Origin of the sequence: Rhodobacter sp. CZR27, assembly GCF_002407205.1 — a bacterium.
In the GTDB taxonomy this organism is placed as follows: Bacteria; Pseudomonadota; Alphaproteobacteria; order Rhodobacterales; family Rhodobacteraceae; genus Cereibacter_A.
Window position 1 is genome coordinate 2,590,910 of record NZ_CP023548.1, and the last position, 18,163, is coordinate 2,609,072.

Genomic DNA, 18,163 nt, shown 5'->3' on the forward strand with positions numbered 1-18,163 from the left:
CGGTCCTAGCACAGAAAAATCCGGTGCGCAAAACGCCTTTGCAGCGGATTGCCGGATCAGCGCAGGGCCGGGATGTCAGAGCGATGGACGCCGACGCCGGGAAGCTTGCAGCCCGCCATCAGCCCGCAATCGACCATGCGGAAGGCCTCGCGCCGGGCAAAGAGGGCGCGCAGCAGACGGTTCGTCAGGGCGTGGCCAGCGCGGATGCCGGTATAGCGGCCGATGATCGGCCCACCGGCAAGCGAAAGGTCGCCGAGGGCGTCAAGCATCTTGTGGCGCACCGGCTCGTCCGCGTGGCGCAGGCCGCCCGGCGAGAGGATGCGGTCGCCCTCGAACACCACGGCGTTCTCGAACGTGCCGCCAAGGGCGAGGCCATTCGCGCGCATCGCATCCACGTCTGCCTGGCGGCAGAAGGTGCGGCTGTCGCACAGCTCGCGCACGAAGGCGCCGTTGGCCATGTTCAGCGACTTCTCCTGCCGGCCGATGGCGGCCTCGGCGAAGTCGATGGCGAAGTCGATCTCGAAATCCTCGGCCGGCTCCAGCCGGGCCACCGCCTCGCCCTCGCGCACCTCGACGGCTTCGAGGATGCGGATGGCGCGGACGGGCTCGGCCTGCTCGCGCAGGCCGCGGGCAAGGAAGCCCTGCACGAAGGGCACGGACGAGCCGTCGAGGATCGGCACTTCCGGTCCGTCAATCTCGATCAGGGCGTTGTGGATGCCGCAGCCGGCCAGCGCCGCCATGACATGCTCGATGGTCGAGACGGTCACGCCGGAGGGGTTGGCGATCAGCGTGCAGAGGCGCGAGGGCACGACGGCATCCCAGCGCGCCGGAATCAGCGCATCCCCCGTCGTGACATCGACCCGCCGGAACCAGATCCCGTAGTCGGCCGACGCGGGCTTGACCACCATGCGCACCGGAGCGCCGGAATGAAGCCCGACGCCGGTGAACTTCGCTGCGGATTTCAGAGTGCACTGCACGGCCTGTTTCCTTTCCGGCTTGGGGTCCGGTTCACGCCGGCGGGCTGATCCCGCCTTGCCATTGTGAGTTAAGATGTCGCGCATTTCATCTCAACTCACTCTTTGTGACCGGATGTAACAGACGGGCCGGACAGGGAACGAGTCGGCGGCGGCCTTTCACAAGTCACTGATTACGCCAATAAAAAGGCCCGGAAGATCCGGGCCTTTCAATCGGAAGATGTGATCGACTCAGTTGGCCTGACGGCGCAGGAAGGCCGGGATCTCGATGCGCTCCTGATCGGCCGAAAGCTCCGGCTCGTCGTCGTAGGAGGTCACCGGCGGCTGCTGGCGGGCAACGGCGGCGCGCGGCTCGGGCTGCTGCTCGGCATGGCCGGCCATCCGGTTGATTAGCGAGCCGATGCCGAAGCGGGGCTTGTCGGCGGCCGCGGCGGCAGCCGACGGACGCTGCACCGGGGCAGCGGGGCGGGGCTGGGCCGCGGCCATCCCCGGCCGCGCGGCCTGGGCCGGGTTCTTGGCGACAGCCTGCTGCAGGCGGGCCAGCGCCTCGGGCGAGGGCGTCCCGGGCGCGCGCGGACGCGGCGCCACGAAGGCGGCCGCATCCTGGTCATGCGCCGCCATGGGACGCGGCTGGGGCTGCGGACGGTAGGCCGGCGGCGGAACGTCGTCCTCGTCGGCATAGCCGTCCGTCTCATAGGACTGGCTGGCGGCCGGGTCGAAACAGGCTGGCGGCCGGCTCGATCGGGGCGTGCTGCGGGGCGGCCGGCTGCGGAACCGGCTGCGGCGCCGGGCGGCGGCCACCGGCTGCGGCGCCTCGCGGCGCGGCGCGGGCGCCGGGGCCGGCTCGGGCGCCGAGAAGCTCGCGGGCAGCGGCGCCGCCATCGAGCGGCGCGGCACCGGCATTTCCTGCGCGGGCTTGGTCGCATCGATCCCGGTCGCCACGACCGAGACGCGGATCATGCCTTCCATCGAGGTGTCGAGCGTCGAGCCGACGATGATGTTCGCGTCGGGGTCCACCTTCTCGCGGATGACGTTCGCGGCCTCGTCCAGTTCGAACAGCGTGAGGTCGTAGCCGCCGGTGATGTTGATGAGCACGCCCTTCGCGCCATGCAGGCTGATCTCGTCGAGCAGCGGGTTGGCGATCGCCTTCTCGGCGGCCTGAAGCGCGCGGTCCTCGCCCACGGCCTCGCCGGTGCCCATCATGGCCTTGCCCATCTCGTCCATCACCGCGCGCACGTCGGCGAAGTCGAGGTTGATCAGGCCCGGACGCACCATCAGGTCGGTCACGCCCTTCACGCCCTGATACAGCACGTCATCGGCCAGAGCGAAGGCCTCGGTGAAGGTCGTGCGCTCGTTCGCCAGACGGAACAGGTTCTGGTTCGGAATGATGATGAGGGTATCGACCACCTTCTGCAGCGCGTCGATGCCGTCCTCGGCCTGACGCATGCGCTTGGCGCCCTCGAACTGGAAGGGCTTGGTCACGACGCCGACGGTCAGCACGCCCAGCTCGCGCGCCGCCTGTGCGATGATCGGGGCGGCGCCGGTGCCGGTGCCGCCGCCCATGCCGGCGGTGATGAAGCACATGTGCGCGCCGGCGAGGTGATCGACGATCTCCTCGATGGTCTCCTCGGCGGCGGCGGCGCCGACCGAGGGACGCGCGCCCGCGCCCAGACCTTCGGTAACCTTTACGCCCATCTGGATCTTGTTCGGCGCCCGGCTCTGCTGCAGCGCCTGGGCATCGGTGTTCGCCACGACGAACTCCACGCCTTCAAGCTGCTGCTCGATCATGTTGTTGACGGCGTTGCCGCCGGCCCCGCCGACGCCGAACACCGTGATGCGCGGCTTCAGCTCTTCACGCGAGTTATTCATCATGAGGTTGAGTGCCATTGCCAATCCGCCTGCTTTTCGTTGTCCCTGGCGCATTCAGCAGCGCCCTCATTTCCGCATTATCTCGAAGTTTACCGGCAGACGCCGGGGACGTCATCAAAAAAAGCCCGTTCACCCACAAAATGTGGATGGGGAGACCGCGCCATAGGCGGTATTTCGCTGGGGGTCGCAGGATCTGGGGGTTACCAGTTGTCCTTGAACCATTTGATCGCCCTCCGGAGCGAGCGGGCCGGATAACGCTCTGCCGGGATGTCGAAATCCCACCACTCGTCCTGCGGATGCGCTGCAAACAGGCAGAGCCCGACCGCCGAGGAGAACGCCGGCCCCGAGACCTGCTGCGGCAGCCCCTGCACGCGCAGCGGGCGCCCGAGGCGCACACGCTGGCCGAGGATCCGCGCGGCCAGCCCGTCAAGCCCGGGGATCTGGCTGCCGCCCCCGGTGATCACGATCTGCTGGCTCGGCAGATGCTCGAACCCGGCGGCATCGAGTCGCGCGCGGGCCTCTTCCAGGATCTCCTCGACGCGGGGGCGCATGATGCCGATCAGTTCGGTCCGGCTGACGGTGCGGCGGTCCTTGTCCCAGTCGCCGCTGTCCGCGCCGATGTCGATCATCTCGCGATCGTCCATGCCGGTCGCGACCACGCCGCCGTGGCGGGTCTTGATCTTCTCGGCGGTGGCCAGCGGCACCTGCAGGCCCTTCGAGATGTCGGAGGTGACATGGTCGCCGCCCATCCGGACGGAGTCGGCATAGATCATGTGCTTCTTGATGAAGATCGAGATGCCGGTCGCGCCGCCGCCCATGTCGATGCAGGCGGCGCCGAGTTCCTGCTCGTCCTCGACGAGGCTGGAGACACCCGAAACATAGGCCGACGAGGCGATTCCGGCCAGTTCGAGGTCGCAGCGCTTGATGCAGTAGAGCAGGTTCTGGATGACATCGGCCTCGACCGTCAGCAGGTGCATGTCCACCGACAGGCGGTTGCCGATCTGGCCGCGCGGGTCGCCGAGTCCGGTGCGATGGTCGAGCGCGAAGTTCACCGGTTGGGCGTGCAGCACCTCGCGGCCCGGGCCGATGTCGGGCACGTCGCAGGCGGCCAGCACGCGGGCCACGTCCTGCTCGGTCACCACCGAATCCTGCAACTCCCACTCGCCGGCAAGGCCGTAGCTGCGGGGTTCCGCCCCCGAGAAGCAGGCGATGACATGGTCCACGCGGACGTTCGCCATCTTCTGCGCGGCCTGCACGGCGGTGCGGATCGCGCGCTCGGTCTCGTTCATCACCGAGATCTCGCCGAAGTGCACCCCGCGCGAGCGGGTGGTCGCCGCGCCGATGACCCGGAACGAGGACTGGCCGGCCATCGGCCCCACCCCGTCATGCTCGCGCAGCCGGTCCGGTCCGTCGAAGCGCAGGATCAGGCAGGTGATCTTGGAGGAACCCACGTCGAGGATGGCGATCACGCCCCGCTGCATCGCGGCGCGGCGCATGTTCCTCATGGCGCGCTGGGACTGGTAAAGGTCGGTCATAAGTCGCTTCCACTTGTATCAATGCCGCGGGCACGCCGGACCTCGTCCAGCGCGAACGGCGCGAGCCGCAGCACGGGACGGTCCTTGATGCGCAGGTCGACGGAAATCACGTCGCGTTCCAGAAGGTCCTGGGCCTCGTCGAGCACGATCATGCGCTCGACCGCCGCCACCGGGTCCTCGACCGGCAGCAGGATGCGCTGCCCGCGGTCGAGCACGATGTCCCAGCGACGCTCACCCATGCGGACAAGGCCGCGCACCCGCGTCAGGATTGGCTTGGCCGCGGCAAGGATCTGCAGCGCCTCGGGCACGGCACGCTCGGCCCCCTCGCCCGCGATCACGGCAAGGTCGGCCCGCTCTCCGCGGAAGGCGAGGTCGTCCACCCGGCGGCCGGTCTCGTCGAGCAACACGAGGCCGTCTTCGCGCCGCCAGATCACTGCCGGCTCGCGCTCGGTCACCCGCACCTCGAGCACGCCGCCCGAGCGGACGCGGACCTCGGCGGAGGCCACGGCGTCGATGCTCTCGATCCGGGCGCGCGCTGCGGTCAGGTCGATGTCGAAGGAGCTCAGCGGCAGCTTCAGCGCCAGCGTGGCCCGGATGCGGTCGGACAGCTCCGGCGAGGCGCCGTCGATCGACAGCAGCGTCACCATGAATTCCGGCCGCTGCTGGAAGCCGTCGATCAGGCCGGTGAAGGCGCCCGCCATGGCCGCGCGCCGCTCGGCGCTGGCGAAGATCAGCGCGACGACCGCGAGGACCGCAAGGACCGGCACCCCCACCCGGAGCGAGGTGCGGAACATCGGCGTCAGCCACAGCCGCTGCGCGCGATAGGCCCAGCGCGAGGGTGCCGGATCGCGGCGCGGCGGCGGGGCGCTCAGCGATTGCATGACGCATCCTCCACGATCCAGCTGCAGAACTCGGGGAAGGTCATGCCGCAATGCGCCGCCTGTTCGGGCGAGAGCGAGGTCGGCGTCATGCCGGGCTGGGTGTTGGTCTCGAGCAGGATCAGCCCCTCGAGCCCGCGCGATTCGTCCCAGCGCAGGTCCGTGCGCGAGATGCCCCTGCACCCGAGCGCCCGGTGCGCCCGCACGGCATGGTCGAGGCAGGCGGCGGTGACCTCTTGCGGAAGCCCCGCAGGGACGACATGGCGCGAACCGCCAGGGCGATACTTGGCGTCGTAGTCATACCAGCCGTCGGTCACGATATCCGTGACGCAAAGGGCGCGGTCGTCCATCACCGTGACGGTCAGTTCGCGGCCCGGCGCGTAGGTTTCGACCATCACGGTCTCGGGCATTTCGGGCGCCAGCTGCGGCGGCGCGTTGGCCGCCTCGTGCACGATGTAGACGCCGACCGAGGATCCCTCGTTGTTCGGCTTCACCACATAGGGCGGCGGCAGCACGTGGCGCCGGCGCACCTCGTCGGCGCTTGCCAGCCGGCTTTCCACCACCGGCAGGCCGGCCGCGGCAAAGACCTCCTTGGCGCGAGCCTTGTCCATCGCCAGCGCCGAGGCCAGCACGCCCGAATGGGTGTAGGGAATGCGCAGCCATTCCAGCAGGCCCTGGACGCAGCCATCCTCGCCCCAGCGGCCGTGGAGCGCGTTGAAGACGGCATCGGGCTTCAGGTCGGACAGCACGCAGGCGAGGTCGGGGCCGGCATCGACCTCCGTCACCTCGTATCCAGCTTCCCGCAGGGCAGCAGCGCATGCGCGCCCGGAGACCAGCGACACCTCCCGCTCCGCGGAAGGCCCACCCATCAGAACCGCAACCCTGGGGAATGCCCTGCCGGACAGTCCCGCCATGTCTTCTTCCGCCTCAACCGCATCCCGTGGACGCGTTATTATTCTTTGTTAACGGAGGGTTCGCCCACCCGCATGATTTCCCATTGTAGACGTATTCCCGAGGTTTCGAAAACCCTTTTTCTGACCTCCTCGCCCAATTCTTCCAGATCGGCCGCCGTGGCGCCCCCCGCGTTGATCAGGAAGTTGGAATGCATCTCGCTCATCTGCGCACCGCCGCGGCGGGCGCCCCGCATTCCAGCGGCGTCGATCACCGCCCAGGCCTTCAGTTCATGGCTGTCGTCGGCCCGCCCGGTCGACGAATAGCCCGCCGGATTGCGGAAGGTGGAGCCTGCGCTGCGCTCCTTCGTGGGCTGGCTTGCGTCGCGTTTCGCGATCTGTTCCTGCATCCGACGCTCAAGATCCGCAGGGTCCCCGGCCGCGGTGCGAAAGGTCGCCTCGGTAATCACCCAGCCCTCGGGAAGGTTGCTCTGCCGGTAGGCGAGGTGAAGATCGGCAGCCGGAATCACCACCGACTCGCCGGCCCGCGTGACCGCCCGCACCTCGACCAGATGGTCGGCCACATAGGATCCGTAGCAACCGGCGTTCATCCGCACCGCACCCCCCACCGAGCCGGGAATCGTGCGCAGGAAGGTCAGGTCGCGCCCCGCCTCGGCCGCCCGCCGCGCGACATGGGCGTCAAGCGCGGCGGCGCCGGCGATCACCCGGTCGCCCTCGAGGCGGATCGCGTTGAAGCCGCGGCCCAGGCGGATCACCACGGCGCGCAAGCCCCCGTCGCGCACGATCAGGTTCGAGCCAACCCCCATCGGGAAGACCGGAACCGCAGGGTCAAGCGCGGCAAGGAAGGCGCGAAGGTCGTCCTCGTCGGCGGGCTGGAACAGCCAGTCGGCAGGGCCGCCGACGCGCAGCCATGTCAGGTCGGCGAGCGGGCGGCCCGGCGTCAGCGTGCCGCGGACGGGTGGCATCATTCGGCGTGCCTCGGCAGCCTGCGGCGAAGCCAGTTCCAGGCCCGGACCATCGGCCAGCGCAGCACGGCGGCGCCGGCGGCCAGCGCCAGCATCCCCCAGTAGGGGCCGTTCTGGTAGGTGACCCATCCGAGCAGCGGGATGCCCCCCGCGATCAGCAGCGCCGCCAGCAGCCAGCGCGCCCGGTCGGGAAGCAGCGCGACGGCCGAGGCCGCGATGATCCATCCGAAGGAAGCGGCGAGCGATCCGGTCATCCCTCTGCCCTCCGCACGAGCGCCCTGAGCGGGTGGCGGAACATCGACGCCACGGCGAGGCCTCCTGCCAGCGTCGCCAGCCCGCCGTGCGCGCCGCCGATCTGCCAGAGCAGCGGCCCCGCAGCCAGCAGGAGCAGAGCCCCGGGAAGGATCTGGACCCGCATCGGCAGAAGCGCCACGGCCGAGGCCGCGATGACCCAGAGGCAGGCGAGAAGGAGGGGGGTGCTCATCGCGCCCTCCTCACGCCGCCTTGCCCATCAGCCGGGCGGGCAGGTTGTTCGCCCAGGTCGAGATCGTGCCCGCGCCGAGGCAGACCACCATGTCGCCAGGGCGGGCCTGCTCGCGCACCAGACGCTCCAGGTCGTCCTCGCAGAGGATGGCGCGGGCGTGCCGGTGGCCATGGGCGATCAGCCCCGCCACCAGATCGTCGCGCGAGGCGCCGGGAATCGGATCCTCGCCCGCGGCATAGACCTCGGCGATGCCCACCACGTCGGCCTCGTTGAAGCAGGTGCAGAAATCGTCGAACAGGCTGTGCAGGCGGGTGTAGCGGTGCGGCTGGTGCACGGCGATCACCCGGCCTTTCGTGGCCTGGCGCGCCGCCTTCAAGACGGCCGCGATCTCGACCGGATGGTGGCCGTAGTCGTCGATGATGGTGACGCCGCCGACCTCGCCGACCTTGGTGAAGCGCCGGTTCACGCCGCCGAAACCCGCCAGGGCCTCGCGGATCTCCTCCTTCTTCATGCCGAGGTGCCGCGCGACAGCCACCGCCGCCAGCGCGTTCGACACGTTATGGTCGCCAGGCATCGGCAGGGTCATGCCCTCGATGATCCGCCCCTCGCCCTCGTTCTGCAGCATCACGTCGAAATGCGCGGTGCCGTTCTCGTAGCGCAGGTTGATCGCCCGCACGTCGGCCTGCGCGTTGAAGCCGAAGGTCACGATGCGCCGGTCGGTGACCTTGCCCACCAGCGCCTGCACCTCGGGGTGGTCGGTGCAGCAGACGGCGAGGCCGTAGAACGGGATGTTGGTGACGAAGTCGTAGAAGCCCTTCCTGAGCGCTTCGAACGAGCCCCAGTGCTCCATGTGCTCGGGGTCGATGTTGGTGACGATGGCGATGGTGGCGGGCAGGCGGTTGAACGAGCCGTCGGATTCGTCGGCCTCGACCACCATCCACTCGCCGGCCCCGGCGCGGGCGTTCGAGCCATAGGCGTGGATCACGCCGCCGTTGATGACGGTCGGGTCGAACCCGCCCTTGTCCAGAAGCGTGGCGACCATCGTGGTGGTGGTCGTCTTCCCATGTGTGCCGGCGATCGCGATGTTCGAGCGCAGCCGCATCAGTTCTGCCAGCATCTCGGCGCGGCGCACGACGGGAAGGCCGCGCAGCCGCGCCTCTTCCAGTTCCGGATTGCCCTTCTTGATCGCAGACGAGATCACGACCACCGCGGCGTCACCGAGGTTTCCGGCACGCTGGCCCTCGAAGAAGGTGGCGCCAAGGCTCACCAGCCGGTCGGTGATCTTCGACGCCTTCGCGTCCGACCCCTGCACGCGGTAGCCGAGCGTCATCAGAACCTCGGCGATGCCCGACATGCCGATGCCGCCGATGCCGACGAAATGGATGGGGCCGAGTTCCCCCGGCAGCTTGGTTGCGGCGTTCATGTCTCTTTCCTTGCCAGATGCTCGACGACCTCGACCAGACGCTCGGTGGCATCGGGGCGGCCTCGGGCCAGCGCATTGCGCGCCATCTGCCGCGCAGCCTCGGGCTGCGACAGTACCGCGGCCATGTGCTCCGAGAGCGAGGCGGGGTCAAGCGCGGATTCAGGGATCAGGATCGCGGCCTGTGCATCCACCAGCCCGCGCGCGTTGGCGGACTGGTGGTCGGCGGTGGCCGCGGCATAGGGGATCAGGATCGCCGGGCGGCCGATGATCGAGATGTCGGCCACCGACGAGGCGCCGGAGCGCGAGATGACCAGCTGCGCCTCGGACAGGCGCCGCGGGATGTCGGTAAAGAAGGGCTGCACCTCGGCGAGGATGCCGGCCTCGTCATAGGCCCGCATGACACGGGCAAGGTCCTCCTCGCGCGCCTGATGGGCCACGCGCAGGTTCGCCCGCAGCCAGTCCGGCAGGGCGGCGACGGCGGCGGGCACCACGTCGGATAGGATCCGCGCGCCCTGGCTGCCGCCGATCACCACAAGGCTCATCGGATAGTCGCCGGGCGGGATGTAGGGCGCTGCCGCCCGGTCCAGCACCGCGGCGCGGACCGGATTGCCGGTGTGGTAGCCCTCGACGCCCTCGGGCAGGTCGGTGGGCCATGTCCCGCAGCAGACCGCATCCACGCGCGGCGCGAACAGCCGGTTCACCCGGCCCAGAACACCGTTCTGTTCGTGGATCATCCGCGGCAGGCGCAGCATCACGGCGGCGGACAGCGCAGGGATCGACGGATAGCCGCCGAAGCCCACCACCACTGCGGGACGGTCGCGCAGGAAGCCCGCGACGGCGGCGGCGACGCCCCCGGCGATGCGGGCTGGGACAAGAGCCTTCGCCAGAAGGCCACCGCGCGCGAAGGTGGCCGAGCTGACCTGTTCGATCTGCACCACATGGGGAAAGCCCCCGGCATAGCGGGCGCCGCGCGCGTCGGTGGAAAGCTTCACGCGCCAGCCGCGACGCACCATCGCCTCGGCCAGGGCCTGGGCAGGGAACATGTGGCCCCCCGTCCCTCCCGCCGCGATCAGGAGGAGCGGCTGGGCCATGTCAGCGTCCCCGCTTGAACAGGATGTCGCCGATCTCGCCCTGCGGCCGGTTCCGCGTCATGGCGAGCAGCATCCCCACCGTCACCCCCGCCGCGATCACCGACGAGCCGCCGTAGCTGACGAAGGGCAGCGTCATCCCCTTGGCGGGCAGCAGACGGACGGCCACGCCCATGTTGATCATCGCCTGCACGCCGAAGATGCAGGCAAGCCCCGTGCCGGCGAGCCGGATGAACGGGTCACGTTCGCGCATCAGCCGGAACAGGCTGCGCACCGTGACCGTGCCGTAAAGTGCGATGATGATGAGCACGAGGATCAGCCCGTATTCCTCGGCCGCGACAGCGATGATGAAGTCGGTATGGGCGTCGGGCAGCGACCATTTCACCTGCCCCTCACCCACGCCGACGCCGAGGAAGCCGCCCTCCTGGATGGCGTTCGTGGCATAGCCGAGCTGGGTGCGCGGATCGAGGTCGGGATTGAGGAAGCCGTTGATGCGGCGGGCGAAGTGCTCGGACGAGTTGTAGGCGAAGAAGCCGCCCGCGCCGACCATCCCCATGATGATCGCGATCAGCGTCATGGGCGCGCCGGCCACGAAATACATCACGCTCCAGCCGAAGAGCACCAGCGCCGCCTGCCCGAAGTCGGGCTGCAGCGCCAGAAGCAGCACGATCACCACCGTCAGCGCGAAGGAGAAGCTCTTGCCCGGTGGGCCGTTCAGCTCCTGGCTTGCGGCCATCAGCCAGGCGCCGAGGATGATGAAGCCGGGCTTGAGGAATTCCGACGGCTGCACCGAGGCGAAGCCGAAGCTGAACCAGCGCACCGCGCCCTTGCCGAAGTCGGTGCCGAAGAAGGGCAGCAGCACCAGCGCGAAGAAGGCCCCGGCGAAGCCAAGGACGCCCAGCCGTCGCACCATGTCCGGGGACATCATCGACACGGCGAACATCGCCACCACCGCCATGCCGCCGAAGAAGGCCTGCCGCTGGACGTAATAGAACGGGTCCAGCCCGTTCCGCGTCGCCAGCGGCACCGAGGCGGCAAGGCCCAGCAGCAGCCCGATGCCGAACAGGACGAGAATCGAGGTCAGAGACCACTTGTCGATGGTGCGCCACCAACGGGGAAGAACCGGCTCGGTCGCCCGCACGGGCATGGAGCCATAGACCATCTCAGTCATGGGAAAGATCCGCCTGCACTGCCTCGTCCGCCCGTTTGCCGGGTCTGGTGAAAACTCTAGCGAAATTCACGGTGCAAGACCAGCGGAAAGGCGGCTCGGTCCTGCCGGGGACCTCGGCCCCCGTGGCGGCTCAGGAACCCGCCTGCTCCTTCAGCGCCTGCCAGCGGCGCAGGCTTGCCTCGGGCCAGTGGGCCTTGCGCGAGTAGTATTCCGGCAGGACCGGAACGCGCTCGTCGAGCGTGACCCAGGGCAGGCGCGTCGAGGTGAAGATGTGGATGTCGGGCGGGCAGCGGCCGGGGTCGTCGAGCGTGCCGACCCGGACGAAGGCCACGGCGCGGCCGGCGCCGGCATAGTGGCTCCAGACCGCGACACGGCAGCGGGGACAGCGCAGGATCTCCTGCCCCTTGCCCGAGGCCGAGGGGATCACGACGCCTTCCGGCGTGCCCGCGAGCAGTTCGACATGCGCGGTCTCGATCATCGCGTTCAGCGCGAAGGCGCTGCCGGTCTCGCGCTGGCACCATGTGCAATGGCAGCAGTGAACGAACAGCGGCGCCTCGGTCAGGCGATAGCGGATCTCGCCGCAGGTGCAGCGTCCTTCCATCTCAACCTCCCTGGAGCAGCGCCCGCACCTTCTCGGTGAAGTCCTCGCCGCGTTTCTCGAAGTTCGGATACTGGTCGAAGCTCGCGGCTGCGGGGGCGAGCAGCACCACCTCTCCCGCCTGCGCCTCCTCGGCGGCGCGGGCCACCGCGCGTTCCATCGTCTCGCAGATCTCGTGGTCCGTCGTCCCGATCTGCAGCGCGAAGTCGCGGGCGGAATGGCCGATCAGGTAGGCCTTCACGACCGAGCCGAGGAAGGGCTGGAGCGCCGCGATCCCGCCGTCCTTGCCGAGGCCCCCGGCGATCCAGCGGACCTTCGGGAAGGCCTGCAGCGCCTTGGCCGCGCTGTCGACGTTGGTGGCCTTCGAATCGTTCACGAAGCGCACTCCGCCCTTCTCGCCCACCAGCTGGCTGCGGTGCGGCAGGCCCGCGAAGCTTGAAAGCGCCGCCTCGATCTGCTTCGGCGCAAGGCCGAGCGTGCGGGTGGCGGCATAGGCGGCGCAGGCGTTCTGGTGGTTGTGGGCGCCCGGCAGGCCCTGCATGGGGCGAAGGTCGATCGAGGCCATCTGCCGGCCCTTCCGCCACTCCGCAAGGAACCCCTTGCGGGCGAAGACCGCCCAGCCGAAGCCGTCGAGCTTCTGGCCCGAGGAGATGCGGATCACCCGGTCGTCCTCGGGCGCGACGGAAAGCTGGCCGGCAAGGTGACGCCCCTCGGGCTCGTCCACGCCGATCACCGCGCGGTCCGGGCCGCCCTCGGCAAAAAGCCTCCGCTTCGCGGCGAAGTAGCCGCCCATCCCGCCATGCCGGTCGAGGTGGTCGGGCGAGAGGTTGGTGAAGACCGCCACGTCCGGAGTCAGCGCGCGGGCAAGGTCGGTCTGGTAGGAGGAAAGTTCGAGCACCACCACCTCGCCGTCCCGCGCCGGATCGAGGTCCAAGACGCCGCGGCCGATGTTGCCCGCCATCTGCGTTGGACGGCCGGCCTCGACGAGGATGTGGTGGATCAGCGCCGTGGTCGTGGACTTGCCGTTCGAGCCGGTGACGCAGACCACCCGCGGCATCTGGTCGAAGCTGTCCCAGTCCGGCGTCGCGAAGCTGCGGAAGAACAGGCCGATGTCGTTGTCGACGGGCACGCCGGCGGCAACGGCACGCGCGATCACCGGATGCGGCGCCGGGTAGAGGTGCGGAATGCCCGGGCTGGTGACGAGAAGCGAGACGCCCTCGAACGCCCGCTCGCGCGTCATGTCGGTGATGGCGAAGCCCTGCGCCTCGGCCTTGCCCCGCGCCTCGGGCGAGTCGTCCCAGAGCAGCGGTTCGGCACCGCCGGCTTCCAGCGCGCGGGCGGTGGCAAGGCCGGATCGGCCGAGGCCGAGCACGGCCACCTTGCGGCCTTCGAGGCCACGGACGGGAATCATTCTCTCGGAACCCTTCTTCTGGACGCCGCGGAGAATGAAGAGGGACGCCGCAAGGTGCAAGGCGGCGCGCCGGGGCGCGCTCAGCCAGCGGAGAGTTCGTTGTCCACCATCCCGACGCCCGGCACACTGGCCGCGCGGTCGCCCGCGCGCTCGCGGTCCTCCTCGGTGGCGGCGCTGCCGCGCAGGATCACCGTCGTGCCGCGCACCTCGACCGACAGGTCGGCCACGTCGATCGCGGCATCGTCCTCGATCAGGGCAGTGACCGCCTCGGCGATGTCGGCCACCGGTGCTTCGGCGGCGGTCCCGGCGTCCTCCTCGTCCAGATCCTCAGCCTCTTCCTCCTCCGCATCGGACGCGCCGGGATAGGGGCGGTCGCCCAGCCACTCGCCGCGACCGTCGAACTCGCGCCAGCCCTGATGCGGGGCATCCTCGTCCGAGAGGCCGATGTCATGCGTGTGTTCGGTGCCGACCTCGGGGGGCGGCTCGACGTCATAGCCCGAGGCATCGGTCCGGCCGGTATCCTCGATGTCGAGCGCCGTCGGGCTCTCGCGGTCGGCCATGGTGGCCGAACCCGGCCGGGCCGCGTCGCCCGTGGCATAGGGATCCCGCGGATCCCCCTCGACGGGCGGTTCATGTCCGGCCTTGGCCATGGCGTTCCTCCTCATATCCGGGAGAAGGAACGGATGGCCGGCATGGCTGGTTCCAGTGTTCGGGACCGGCCCCGGCCGGACCGGCACGGCTGCCGTTCGGGGCCGTCTCAGCGCAGCTTCAGGGTGGACAGGCCGATCAGCGCAAGGATCAGCGAGATGATCCAGAACCGGATCACGATCTGCGGCTCGGCCCAGCCCTTCTTCTCGAAGTGGTGGTGGATCGGCGCCATCAGGAAGACCCGCCGCCCCGTGCGCTTGAAATAGAGCACCTGGATGATGACCGACATCGCCTCGACCACGAAGAGGCCGCCGACAATGGCCAGCACGATCTCGTGCTTGGTGCAGACCGCGATGGCGCCCAGCGCGCCGCCCAGCGCGAGCGAGCCGGTATCGCCCATGAAGACCGCCGCGGGAGGCGCATTATACCAAAGGAACCCGAGGCCGCCGCCCACCAGCGCGGCGGTGAAGATCAGCAGTTCCCCGGTGCCGGGCACGAAATGGACGCCGAGGTAGTCGGTCAGGTTGAAGTTCCCCACCACATAGGCGATCACGCCCAGCGAGGTGCCGGCGATCATCACCGGCATGATGGCAAGGCCATCAAGCCCGTCGGTCAGGTTCACCGCATTGGCCGCGCCCACGATCACCACCATCGCGAAGGGCACGAAGAACCAGCCGAGGTTGATCAGCGCGTCCTTGAAGAACGGCAGCGCCAGTTGCAGCGTCAGGTCCGGCGGATGCGACCACGCCGCAGCCGCCGATGCCAGCGCCGCGATGACGAGCCCGATCAGGAACCGCACCCGGCCGGGCACGCCCTTGGTGTTCTGCTTCTTCACCTTCGCATAGTCGTCGGCAAAGCCGATCAGCCCGAAGCCGGTCGTCACCAGAAGGACGATCCAGACATAGGGATTGTCGAGCCGCGCCCAGAGGAGCGTGGCGACCAGCAGCGCCGACAGGATCAGCAGGCCGCCCATGGTGGGCGTGCCGGCCTTGGCGAAGTGGCTCGCCGGGCCGTCATCGCGGATCGGCTGGCCCTTGCCCTGCTTGCGGCGCAGGAAGTCGATCAGCGGCCGGCCGAACAGGAAGCCGAAGATCAGCGCCGAGAAGAAGGCGCCCCCGGCCCGGAAGGTCAGGTAGCGGAACAGGTTGAACACGTCGCCGCCGTCGGAGAAGGCGGTCAGGTAATAGAGCATCTACTCGGCCCCTCGGGTCGTGGACGGGCCGGACTGGCCCAGTTTGCGGAGCGCGTCAACCACAAGGCTGACCTTGATCCCCTTCGAGCCCTTCACCAGCACGATGTCGCCGGCATCCACCAGCAACCGCGCCCGCGGCACGAGGTCGGAGGCATGTTCCACCCATTCGCCGCGCTGGCGGCGCGGCAGCGCCTCGAACAGCGCCCGCATCCGGGGGCCGACGCAGTGGATCACCGCGATCGAGGACAGCGCCGGATGGTTGGCGATGGCGCGGTGCAGGGAAATCTCGGTCTCGCCCAGTTCCAGCATGTCGCCCAGCACGGCGATACGCCGCCCGCCCGCGATGCGCCCCACGCCGTCGGTCGGCGCCATGGCGGCCAGCAGGTCGAGGCTCGCCTCCATCGAGGCGGGGTTGGCGTTGAAGGCATCGTCGATCAGCTCGAAGAAGGCCTCGTCCACCGTATCGAGCAGGATCCGCTCGCGCGTGCCGCGCCCCGAAGGCGGCGACCAGAGCCCGAGGTCGCAGGCCGCGATGGTGGGATCGAGCCCGAGAACCTCGGCACAGGCAAGGACGGCAAGCGCATTGGCCGCGAAATGCCGCCCCGGCGTCAGCACCTTGAACAGGAGCGGCGTGCCGGCATGGGTGGCGCGGGCGATGGTCGCCTCGGGGGTGATCTGGACATCGGAAAGGCGCCAGTCGGCCGCCGCCGAGGTGCCGAACAGCACCGTGCGCGCGCCGGCCTGCCGGGCGCGGTCGGTCAGGATCGGCGTCACCCCGAGGTCCGCGGGCAGGATCGCCGTCCCGCCGGGCTCCAGCCCCTCGACGATGGCGGCCTTCTCCTCGGCGATGGCGTCGAGACTGGCGAAAGCCTCCAGATGCGCCGGCGCCACGGTCGTGATCAGCGCGACATGCGGCCGGGCAAGCCGCGCGAGCGGCGCGATCTCACCCGGGTGGTTCATGCCGATCTCGATCACCGCGAAATCGGCGTCGGCCGGCATCCGGGCGAGCGTCAGCGGCACGCCCCAGTGGTTGTTGTAGCTGGCTTCGGCGGCGTGGACGCGGCCCTGCCCGCCCAGCGTCGCGCGCAGCATCTCCTTGGTCGAGGTCTTGCCGACCGAGCCGGTGACGGCGACGACGCGGGCTTGCGTGCGTGCCCGTGCGGCGCGGCCCATGGCCTCCAGCGCCGCCAGCACCTCCGGCACGACAAGGAGCGGCGCGTCCGCGGCCACGCCTTCGGGCACGCGCGAGACCAGCGCCGCCGCGGCGCCCTTCTCCAGCGCCTGCGCCACGAAGTCGTGGCCGTCCCGCACGTCCTTCAGCGCGACGAACAGGTCGCCGGGTCGCAGGGTGCGGGTGTCGATCGAGACGCCGTTGGCGGCGAAGGCGGCGGTGGCGCGGCCGCCGGTGGCGGCTTCGGCCTCGGCAGAGGTCCAGAGCGGGGTCATCGGATCAGTCCTTGCGCCCGGCGGACGGGACGGCGCCCGCTGCCCGGGCGTCTGCTTCGGGAATGGGACGGGGCCTCATATCAGCCCGTCCAGCGCGGCGGTGGCGATGCTGGCCTGCTCGGCATCGTCGAAGGGGAAGATGTCGGTGCCGATGATCTGGCCGCTCTCGTGGCCCTTGCCCGCGATCAGCAGGGCATCGCCGGGCGTCAGCGCATCGACGCCGCGCAGGATCGCCTCGGCCCGGTCGCCGACCTCATGCGCCTCGGGACAGGCCTCGAGGATCGCGGCGCGGATCACGGCCGGGTTTTCGCTGCGCGGGTTGTCGTCGGTCACGTAGAGCACGTCGGCATGTTCGGCCGCCGCGCGTCCCATCAGGGGCCGCTTGCCGCGGTCGCGGTCGCCGCCCGCGCCGAAGACCACGATGATGCGGCCCATGACATGCGGGCGCAGCGCCCTGAGCGCGGTCGCCAGCGCATCCGGCGTATGGGCGTAATCGACGAAGACCGAAGCGCCATTGGCGCGCGTCGCGGCCAGCTGCATCCGGCCCCGGACGCCCTGAAGCTGCGGGAAGGTGGCAAAGACGCGCTCGGGCTCGGCGCCTGCGCCGATGGCGAGGCCCGCCGCCACGGCCACGTTCCAGGCCTGAAAGCCGCCGATCAGCGGCAGGCGGGTCAGGTACGGCTTGCCCTGCCACGAGAAGCGCAGGTCCTGCCCGGTGGCATCGAAGCGTTGCGACAGCAGGCGCAGTTCGGCATCCTGATGGAAGCCCGTGCCGATCACCCGCTGGCCTCGGTCGCGTGCCAGAGCCGCCACCTCCGCGCCCTTCGGATCATCGAGGTTGACAACCGCCACGGCATCATCGGGAAGGACGCGTGTGAAGAGGCCGGCCTTGGCGTCGAAATAGGCCTCGAAGGTCTCGTGATAGTCGAGGTGGTCCTGCGTGAAGTTGGTGAAGCCCGCCGCCTTCAGCTGCACCCCGTCCAGCCGGCGCTGCTCCAGCCCGTGCGACGAGGCTTCCATCGCGGCATGGGTCACGCCCGCGGCGGCGGCCTCGGACAGCAGTCGGTGCAGGGTGATCGGCTCGGGCGTGGTGTGGCTGGAGGGCGCGGCATAGGCGCCCTCGACGCCGGTGGTGCCGATGTTGATCGCGGCATGGCCTAGTGCGGTCCAGATCTGGCGGGTGAAGGTCGCGACCGAGGTCTTGCCGTTGGTGCCCGTCACCGCGACCATGGTGCCGGGCTGGCGGCCGAACCAGAGCGCGGCGGCGCCCGCCAGCGCCTGCCGCGGATCCTCGGCTACGACGAGCGCCGCGGAGGAGCGTTCCAGCGCCTCGCGCGCAAGGGCCGCGCCCTCGGCATCGGTCAGGATCGCCCCCGCGCCGGCAGCCAGCGCCGCCGGGACGAAGCTCGCGCCGTGGGCCTGCGAGCCGGGGAGGGCGGCAAAGAGGAAGCCGGGCCGGACTTGCCGGCTGTCAACCGCCAGCCCGGTCACCGCCACGTCGGCACCGCGCCCGCCCGCGGCGGTCAGGCCCAGAGCCGAGAGTGTTCCTGCCCGATCCGCCATGGCACGC

Annotated in this window: 17 protein-coding genes; all 17 read right to left on the reverse strand. The window is 69.8% G+C overall.

Annotation, left to right across the window (positions count from 1 at the left end; genetic code table 11):
• Window positions 1-56: 56 nt before the first annotated feature.
• On the reverse strand, window positions 57-977 hold the full coding sequence (gene lpxC / locus CK951_RS12625; RefSeq protein ID WP_096786483.1) for a UDP-3-O-acyl-N-acetylglucosamine deacetylase: 921 nt from the start codon (window positions 975-977) through the stop codon (window positions 57-59).
• A 228-nt stretch (window positions 978-1,205) separates the two neighbouring features.
• Complete coding sequence (ftsZ, locus tag CK951_RS12630; RefSeq protein ID WP_096786484.1) at window positions 1,206-2,861, reverse strand: cell division protein FtsZ; 1,656 nt, start codon at window positions 2,859-2,861, stop codon at window positions 1,206-1,208.
• Between the two features lie 182 nt (window positions 2,862-3,043).
• Window positions 3,044-4,378 (reverse strand): cell division protein FtsA, encoded by a 1,335-nt coding sequence (gene ftsA / locus CK951_RS12635; RefSeq protein WP_096786485.1) that lies wholly within the window; start codon window positions 4,376-4,378, stop codon window positions 3,044-3,046.
• Complete coding sequence (locus tag CK951_RS12640; protein WP_096786486.1) at window positions 4,375-5,259, reverse strand: cell division protein FtsQ/DivIB; 885 nt, start codon at window positions 5,257-5,259, stop codon at window positions 4,375-4,377. Before CK951_RS12640 ends, ftsA begins: the two co-directional genes overlap by 4 nt.
• Window positions 5,247-6,170: a D-alanine--D-alanine ligase gene (locus CK951_RS12645; protein WP_096786487.1), complete on the reverse strand. Its 924-nt coding sequence runs from the start codon at window positions 6,168-6,170 to the stop codon at window positions 5,247-5,249. Before CK951_RS12645 ends, CK951_RS12640 begins: the two co-directional genes overlap by 13 nt.
• A gap of 38 nt (window positions 6,171-6,208) precedes the next feature.
• Window positions 6,209-7,135, reverse strand: coding sequence for a UDP-N-acetylmuramate dehydrogenase (gene murB / locus CK951_RS12650; RefSeq protein ID WP_096786488.1), 927 nt, complete (start codon window positions 7,133-7,135; stop codon window positions 6,209-6,211).
• Window positions 7,132-7,386, reverse strand: coding sequence for a DUF2484 family protein (locus CK951_RS12655; RefSeq protein ID WP_096786489.1), 255 nt, complete (start codon window positions 7,384-7,386; stop codon window positions 7,132-7,134). Before CK951_RS12655 ends, murB begins: the two co-directional genes overlap by 4 nt.
• Complete coding sequence (locus tag CK951_RS12660; protein WP_096786490.1) at window positions 7,383-7,616, reverse strand: DUF2484 family protein; 234 nt, start codon at window positions 7,614-7,616, stop codon at window positions 7,383-7,385. Before CK951_RS12660 ends, CK951_RS12655 begins: the two co-directional genes overlap by 4 nt.
• Window positions 7,617-7,626: 10 nt before the next feature.
• On the reverse strand, window positions 7,627-9,039 hold the full coding sequence (murC, locus tag CK951_RS12665; protein ID WP_096786491.1) for a UDP-N-acetylmuramate--L-alanine ligase: 1,413 nt from the start codon (window positions 9,037-9,039) through the stop codon (window positions 7,627-7,629).
• Complete coding sequence (locus CK951_RS12670; protein WP_096786492.1) at window positions 9,036-10,130, reverse strand: UDP-N-acetylglucosamine--N-acetylmuramyl-(pentapeptide) pyrophosphoryl-undecaprenol N-acetylglucosamine transferase; 1,095 nt, start codon at window positions 10,128-10,130, stop codon at window positions 9,036-9,038. Before CK951_RS12670 ends, murC begins: the two co-directional genes overlap by 4 nt.
• Window position 10,131: 1 nt before the next feature.
• Window positions 10,132-11,298, reverse strand: a complete 1,167-nt coding sequence (gene ftsW / locus CK951_RS12675; protein ID WP_096786493.1) for a putative lipid II flippase FtsW — start codon at window positions 11,296-11,298, stop codon at window positions 10,132-10,134.
• A gap of 130 nt (window positions 11,299-11,428) precedes the next feature.
• The gene (locus CK951_RS12680) at window positions 11,429-11,899 is read right to left on the reverse strand and encodes a GFA family protein (RefSeq protein ID WP_096786494.1); all 471 of its coding nucleotides are present in this window, start codon (window positions 11,897-11,899) and stop codon (window positions 11,429-11,431) included.
• A 1-nt stretch (window position 11,900) separates the two neighbouring features.
• Entirely contained in the window at window positions 11,901-13,307 is a 1,407-nt protein-coding gene (gene murD, locus CK951_RS12685; protein ID WP_096786495.1) for a UDP-N-acetylmuramoyl-L-alanine--D-glutamate ligase, read from the reverse strand.
• A gap of 80 nt (window positions 13,308-13,387) precedes the next feature.
• Window positions 13,388-13,957, reverse strand: coding sequence for a BON domain-containing protein (locus CK951_RS12690; RefSeq protein WP_096786496.1), 570 nt, complete (start codon window positions 13,955-13,957; stop codon window positions 13,388-13,390).
• Window positions 13,958-14,064: 107 nt separating this feature from the next.
• Entirely contained in the window at window positions 14,065-15,147 is a 1,083-nt protein-coding gene (gene mraY / locus CK951_RS12695; RefSeq protein ID WP_096786497.1) for a phospho-N-acetylmuramoyl-pentapeptide-transferase, read from the reverse strand.
• Window positions 15,148-16,593, reverse strand: coding sequence for a UDP-N-acetylmuramoyl-tripeptide--D-alanyl-D-alanine ligase (gene murF / locus CK951_RS12700; RefSeq protein ID WP_096786498.1), 1,446 nt, complete (start codon window positions 16,591-16,593; stop codon window positions 15,148-15,150).
• Between the two features lie 75 nt (window positions 16,594-16,668).
• Window positions 16,669-18,156 (reverse strand): UDP-N-acetylmuramoyl-L-alanyl-D-glutamate--2,6-diaminopimelate ligase, encoded by a 1,488-nt coding sequence (locus CK951_RS12705; RefSeq protein WP_096786499.1) that lies wholly within the window; start codon window positions 18,154-18,156, stop codon window positions 16,669-16,671.
• Between the last annotated feature and the right edge of the window lie 7 nt (window positions 18,157-18,163).

Excerpts from the sequence above, each read along its gene's own strand:
- ftsZ (WP_096786484.1), bottom strand. The coding sequence starts at position 2,861 with ATGGCACTCAACCTCATGATGAATAACTCGCGTGAAGAGCTGAAGCCG.
- ftsA (WP_096786485.1), bottom strand. The coding sequence starts at position 4,378 with ATGACCGACCTTTACCAGTCCCAGCGCGCCATGAGGAACATGCGCCGC.
- CK951_RS12640 (WP_096786486.1), bottom strand. The coding sequence starts at position 5,259 with ATGCAATCGCTGAGCGCCCCGCCGCCGCGCCGCGATCCGGCACCCTCG.
- CK951_RS12645 (WP_096786487.1), bottom strand. The coding sequence starts at position 6,170 with ATGGCGGGACTGTCCGGCAGGGCATTCCCCAGGGTTGCGGTTCTGATG.
- murB (WP_096786488.1), bottom strand. The coding sequence starts at position 7,135 with ATGATGCCACCCGTCCGCGGCACGCTGACGCCGGGCCGCCCGCTCGCC.
- CK951_RS12655 (WP_096786489.1), bottom strand. The coding sequence starts at position 7,386 with ATGACCGGATCGCTCGCCGCTTCCTTCGGATGGATCATCGCGGCCTCG.
- CK951_RS12660 (WP_096786490.1), bottom strand. The coding sequence starts at position 7,616 with ATGAGCACCCCCCTCCTTCTCGCCTGCCTCTGGGTCATCGCGGCCTCG.
- murC (WP_096786491.1), bottom strand. The coding sequence starts at position 9,039 with ATGAACGCCGCAACCAAGCTGCCGGGGGAACTCGGCCCCATCCATTTC.
- CK951_RS12670 (WP_096786492.1), bottom strand. The coding sequence starts at position 10,130 with ATGGCCCAGCCGCTCCTCCTGATCGCGGCGGGAGGGACGGGGGGCCAC.
- ftsW (WP_096786493.1), bottom strand. The coding sequence starts at position 11,298 with ATGACTGAGATGGTCTATGGCTCCATGCCCGTGCGGGCGACCGAGCCG.
- CK951_RS12680 (WP_096786494.1), bottom strand. The coding sequence starts at position 11,899 with ATGGAAGGACGCTGCACCTGCGGCGAGATCCGCTATCGCCTGACCGAG.
- murD (WP_096786495.1), bottom strand. The coding sequence starts at position 13,307 with ATGATTCCCGTCCGTGGCCTCGAAGGCCGCAAGGTGGCCGTGCTCGGC.
- CK951_RS12690 (WP_096786496.1), bottom strand. The coding sequence starts at position 13,957 with ATGGCCAAGGCCGGACATGAACCGCCCGTCGAGGGGGATCCGCGGGAT.
- mraY (WP_096786497.1), bottom strand. The coding sequence starts at position 15,147 with ATGCTCTATTACCTGACCGCCTTCTCCGACGGCGGCGACGTGTTCAAC.
- murF (WP_096786498.1), bottom strand. The coding sequence starts at position 16,593 with ATGACCCCGCTCTGGACCTCTGCCGAGGCCGAAGCCGCCACCGGCGGC.
- CK951_RS12705 (WP_096786499.1), bottom strand. The coding sequence starts at position 18,156 with ATGGCGGATCGGGCAGGAACACTCTCGGCTCTGGGCCTGACCGCCGCG.